Annotated in this window: 4 protein-coding genes; 1 reads left to right on the top strand and 3 read right to left on the bottom strand. The window is 73.1% G+C overall.

The genetic code is table 11. The features are described 5' to 3' along the window. On the top strand, window positions 1-708 hold a 708-nt coding region (locus E1193_RS30000; protein ID WP_132186508.1), incomplete at its 5' end, for an HTTM domain-containing protein. Here the strand turns inward: E1193_RS30000 and E1193_RS29995 are convergent. The 3 genes from E1193_RS29995 to E1193_RS32235 form a co-directional block, all read right to left on the bottom strand. Further along, complete coding sequence (locus E1193_RS29995) at window positions 607-2,085, bottom strand: dynamin family protein (RefSeq protein WP_132186507.1); 1,479 nt, start codon at window positions 2,083-2,085, stop codon at window positions 607-609. The genes E1193_RS30000 and E1193_RS29995 overlap by 102 nt on opposite strands. After that, window positions 2,082-3,929: a dynamin family protein gene (locus tag E1193_RS29990; RefSeq protein ID WP_132186509.1), complete on the bottom strand. Its 1,848-nt coding sequence runs from the start codon at window positions 3,927-3,929 to the stop codon at window positions 2,082-2,084. Before E1193_RS29990 ends, E1193_RS29995 begins: the two co-directional genes overlap by 4 nt. 109 nt (window positions 3,930-4,038) lie before the next feature. After that, window positions 4,039-4,911, bottom strand: a complete 873-nt coding sequence (locus E1193_RS32235; RefSeq protein ID WP_165945862.1) for an IniB N-terminal domain-containing protein — start codon at window positions 4,909-4,911, stop codon at window positions 4,039-4,041. Window positions 4,912-5,056 lie beyond the last annotated feature (145 nt).

Here is a 5,056-nt window from a genome sequence, read left to right as displayed (position 1 = left end):
CTCTTCTGGACGCTGCTCCCGCTCGCCCTGCTGGCCGCGACCGGCCGCGCGCCCCGGCTACTCGGCTGGTCGGTCTTCGCGCTCTACTTCGAGTGGATGATCATCGCGATGAGCTACGGGAAGGTGGACCACGACCGGTTCGCCTTCCTCGTCGCGCTGGCCGCCCTGCCGACCGCCGGGCGGGCCCGGCACGGCGACCCCACCCGCAGCGAGGCGGGTGGTTGGGCGCTGCGGGTCACCCAGATCGCGGTGATCTGCACCTACTTCCTGGCCGCCTGGGCCAAGCTGCGCTTCGGCGGGCTGGACTGGGCCACCGGATCGGTGCTGGCCCGGGCGATCATCCGGCGCGGCACCGACCTGGCGGACCTGATCGCCCAGGTGCCCTACCTGCTGATCGTGGCCCAGTTCGGCATCCTCGCCTTCGAGCTCCTCAGCCCGCTGGTGTTCCTGCTCCGCGAACGCTGGCGACTCGCCACGGTCGGGTTCTTCTACTCCTTCCACCTGGTCACCTTCGCGACGATCACCATCTCGTTCGCTCCGCACCTGGTGGCGATGGCCGGCTTCCTGCCGCTGGAGAAGATCCGCCCGATCGACCGGCTGCGGCGGCTACGCCGGCGCGGGCCGCCGACTTCGGTCGACCAGCTCGGCGAGCATTCCCTCGCAGCTACGGGCGACGACCTGCGCCCCGCGCCGCTGCCCCAGTCGTAGCCGCGGGTCCTCCGCGCGCTCCCGCCACCGCCGCTGCGCCTCGGCGGCGCCCTCCCACAGCCGGCGTACCGGCGCGTCGTGTTCCAGGCCGAGCCGGGCGGGCAGGCCGGTGCCCTCGCCGCCGAGCAGCCTCCGCGCCTCCTCGGCCGACCCCGCATCGAACCCCGACCGGTCCCCCCGCAGCGCCGCGAACAGTCGCAGCTCCGCGAACTCGTGCGCGCCGGCGAGAATCCGCTCCACGGCGTCGAGCAGGGCGCCGGCGTCGGGTGCCGGCCGGGTACGCGCCACGCTCTCCACCGCGGCCAACGCCGACCGGGCCTTGAGGACGCCCTGCCGGTCCACGAAGAGCCGGTGTACCGACTCCCGCAACTCGGCGAGGCCGCTGCGGCGAACCAGCTCCGTCGCGAGGGTGGCCCGCGTGTCGCAGCCCGTCCGGACCAGCGTGGTGGCCAGCCGGACCCCGAACAGGCCCAGCCGGTCCAGCAAGGCCGCCCGGTCCGCGGTGTCCAGGTACACCGGCAGTTCGCCGCGGAGGAACCGGTCGGCGGAGAGGAGATGACTCTCCAGTTCCGGGCGCGGCACCCGAGCCAGCTCCGCCAACGCGTCGAACTCCGCCTCATCCAGCGTCCGTCCGGCCAGGCCGACCGTCCCGCTGCACGCGACCACGTGCAGGCAGAGGGCCGCAACCCGCGGATCCCGCTGCTGGCGGCGGGCGAGCTGCCGGGCGGTGAGCAGCGCGTCGATCTGCCCGCCACCGGTCTCGTCCGCCCGCGACCGCACCAGGACCACCGGCACCGGGGCTGCCTGACCGACCAGGCTCTCCCGGCCGGCCTCCAGCACCCGCAGGTCGCTGTCCCGCCCGTCCCGGGTCAGGTGGAGCACCGCGTCCGCCTCGTGCAGCACCCGATCGATCACCGGATCCGGGTCGCCCGTGCCGCCGAGCGCCGGGGTGTCCATCAGCGTCAGATGCCGCAGGGACCGGGTGGGCCACTGCACGACGACGTCGGTCAGCCCATCCGCGGCGGGTCCGCCCAGGTCCACCCGCATCCCGGCCGCCGACCGGGCGACCGCCAGCTCCTGTGGCGGCCGGCTGCTGGACCAGGCGGTGGCGCGGGGCGTGGGCCCGTCCTCGTACCAGATGAGGGCCTCGCTGCCAGCGGCCTCGCCGACCGGCGCGACCGCCTCCCCCATCAGCGCGTTCAGCAACGTCGACTTCCCGGACCGCCACGGGCCGGCGATGGCGACCCGCAGTGGCTGATCCAACCGGGCGAGCTGGTGCCGCAGCGGACCGCTGGCGCGGGGGTCGTCCCGGGACCGGTCGAGCGCCTCGTGCAGCAGGCCACGGACAGCTCCTTCGAGCCCCGGTCCGCCGGTCACGCCGACTGCTCCAGCACTACCGGCCCCGGACGGCCGACGGTCAACGCCTGGGCCTGCTCGTAGAGCCGGGCCAGCCCGGTCATCTTCGCCCGGATCTCGCGCTGCCGCCGGTCGCGGACGGCGGCGTCCGTCTCGGCGGCCTGCTTGGCGCTGCGCAGCGACTCGACGATGCCCTCCTGCAGCTCCTCGGTCAGCGCGGTGAAGTGGTCCCGCAGCAGCCGCTGCACCTGCCTGACGGTGTCCCGGCAGTCCTTCGTCATCGCCACGAAAAAATCGTCGACGTGCCGTTGGACGGCCGCCTTGACCAGTGACTGGCGGCGGCGCAGCAGTTGCTTGCCCTCGTCGCGGATGCTCTTGCCGCCCAGCAACGCGCCGAACCCGACCGAGACGGGGTTGATCATGGGCATTCCGGCCAGCGTCAACGCGAGCCCGAACATCAGCATCCCGCCGTACGAGCCCTTCATGCCGGTGAGCAGCTTCTGGCTGACGGTGAACCGGTCGACGGACGGGCACTCCAACTGCGGCAGCCGGTCGGCCAGGTCGTCGGGTACCGACATCGACCAGGGCGGCAGTACGTGGTGGCCGTACCGGGCGAAATTGCCGGCTACCCGGCGGGCCACCCAGTCGCAGCGCTGCGCCAACCACTCGTGGTTGTCCCGGGCCGCCTCGGTCAGGCTCCGCTCCAGCCAGCCCTGGAAGACGTCCCAGCCGGTGAGCGGGTCCGCCGTGTCGAACGCCTCGTCGACGGCGCGCAGGATCTGCCGGGTGCGCTCCCGCATGTCGTACTCGACGTCCGAGAGCAGGTCGGACATCTCGTCGACGAGGGTGTTCTGCCAGCGGGTCGAGCAGCGGCGCAACTCGTCCACCTCACGCTGGGCGGCGTGCAGCCGGGCCATCGGCCCCTCCCGCTGCGCGGCCTGCTGGTTGTCCAGCTCGGCGCGCAGCGGGGCGGCCAACTGCTCTACCACGGCACGGGCGAGCGCGGTCACCGACATCCGGGCCAGGGTGTCGCTCTTGCCGGCCAGGTCCCGGCGCAACCGGGCGATCAGCAGGGGGAAACCTGACTCGGCGTTGAGCTGGTGGTCGTCGCCGACCGCGGCGCGCATCCGCAGCGCCGCCGACACCGGGATCAGCGGCGCGGGGACACCGGCCTCCTGGAGATGCCGCCGGTTGCGCTCGGCGACAACCCGCCAGTCCGGTACGAGGTCCGTCTTGGTCTGCACCACCACCACGTTGGGATGCGAGCGGGTGAGGTGCAGCAGCATGTTCAGCTCGGCGACGGAGAGTTCCCGGGTGGAGTCGGAGACCAGCAGGACGGTGTCCGCCCGGTGCAACGCGGTCACCGGAGCGGCGCCGCCGGAACCGGCTGCCCCGTCGCTGCCCGGGGTGTCCACGAGCACCAGACCGGCACCGAGCAACGCCCGGGGGACGCCGACCTCGACATGGGCGCCACCGCCCGAGGGCGGCACCAGGGTTCCGGAGACCCCGGCGGCGAGCCGGTCCAACGGCAGCGGGGTCCGCTCGACCGCCGGCCCGCCGCCGACACCGGTGGCCTGCGGTTCCGGTGGCGTCCGGACCAGCACCGCCGAGGCGGTCTCGGCGTGCCGCACGACGGTCGGCAGGACGGTGGTGCGACCGTCGCCGACCGGGCAGACCTGGGCGGTGACGATCGCGTTGACCAGCTGACTCTTGCCCTGGTTCGGCTCACCGACGACCAGCACCCGCAGCGCCGGATCGAGCAGCTGGGCCCGTTTCTGGCGGACCGTGCGGAGCAGGTCGGCGCGGCCGTGGGCGGTGCAGGTGCCGGCGATCTCGTCCAGCACATCCAACCAGATACCCGCCATCACCGGACCAAGTGTGCCGATTGCCGCGCATTAATCAAGAGGGGCGGGCACGGCGGATGGGGCCGGGACACCCGAGGTGACCCGACCCCATCGACCGTGGGACGCCCGTTCAGAACAGGCCGTCGCCGAGTCCGAGCAGCCCAGCGTCGGCGGACGCGTGCGCCTCGCCGTGCACGCTGGCGCTCCCGCTGACACCGCCGGTGAGGCCACTCACCGTACCGTTGACACCACCGAGTGTGCCGGAGACGGTGGAGTCCACATGGGACGTGACACCGGTCACGGCGCCGGTGACGTCGAGGTCCTGCACCGGGTGACCCACGCCGAGCCCGCCCAGGGTGTCGTTGACACCGAGCGAGTCGACGAGCCCGCCGACGTGCCCCTGGGTGTTCGGCAGCACGCCGTCCAGGCCGCCACCGACCAGGCTGTCGCCCGTGCCGAGCGGGTCACCGGCGACACCGGTGGTCGTGTCGACGACGTCCCGGGTCACCGGCTCGACGGCGCTGTCCAGGCCACCCACCACGTCGGCGTCCAGGGTGTGCGCCACGTCGCCGACCCCGGTCAGATCGGTGTCCAGCCCGTCCCGGCCGATTCCGAGGCCGATCCCCGGCAGTACGCTCGCACCCGCCGAGACGGTGGTCGGGTCGACGGCGATGGTGCCGAGCACACCCGCCTTGACGTCGACCCCGTTGGCCGAGCCGGCGACGGCGAACTGCTGGGTCACGTTCTGGAGCTGGCCGACGACATCCGCGGAGTCGACCGGCAGCTGGTCGACGCCGACCGCGGCCGGCGTCAGCGAGGTGAGGCCCTGCACCGGGGCGTAGTCCACCACCAGTGGCACGACGTCCTGCACGTCCGCGGCGGTGATGTCGTGCAACCCCGCAGCCCGCAGTGCGCCCTCCGGGTCGAGGTCGAAGGAAGCCCTCGCGTCCGCGTCGATGAGCAGGTTGAGCACGAAGTCGTGCAGGGTCTGGTTCGTTTCCATGGTTTCCCCTCGGACGTCTCGTCGGCGACGAGCGGTGTGTCGCAGTGATCGGTGACGCTACGGACGTCACCGGCGTCGGGCATCGGGGATCGACCCGAAAGTGCACGGGGCCGGATCGGGGGGTGCGCGCGGCGGCGGTTAGGGG

It is taken from the genome of Micromonospora sp. KC606, from assembly GCF_004348675.1.
In the GTDB taxonomy this organism is placed as follows: domain Bacteria; phylum Actinomycetota; class Actinomycetes; order Mycobacteriales; family Micromonosporaceae; genus Micromonospora.
This window is presented reverse-complemented; position numbering and strand designations above follow the sequence as displayed.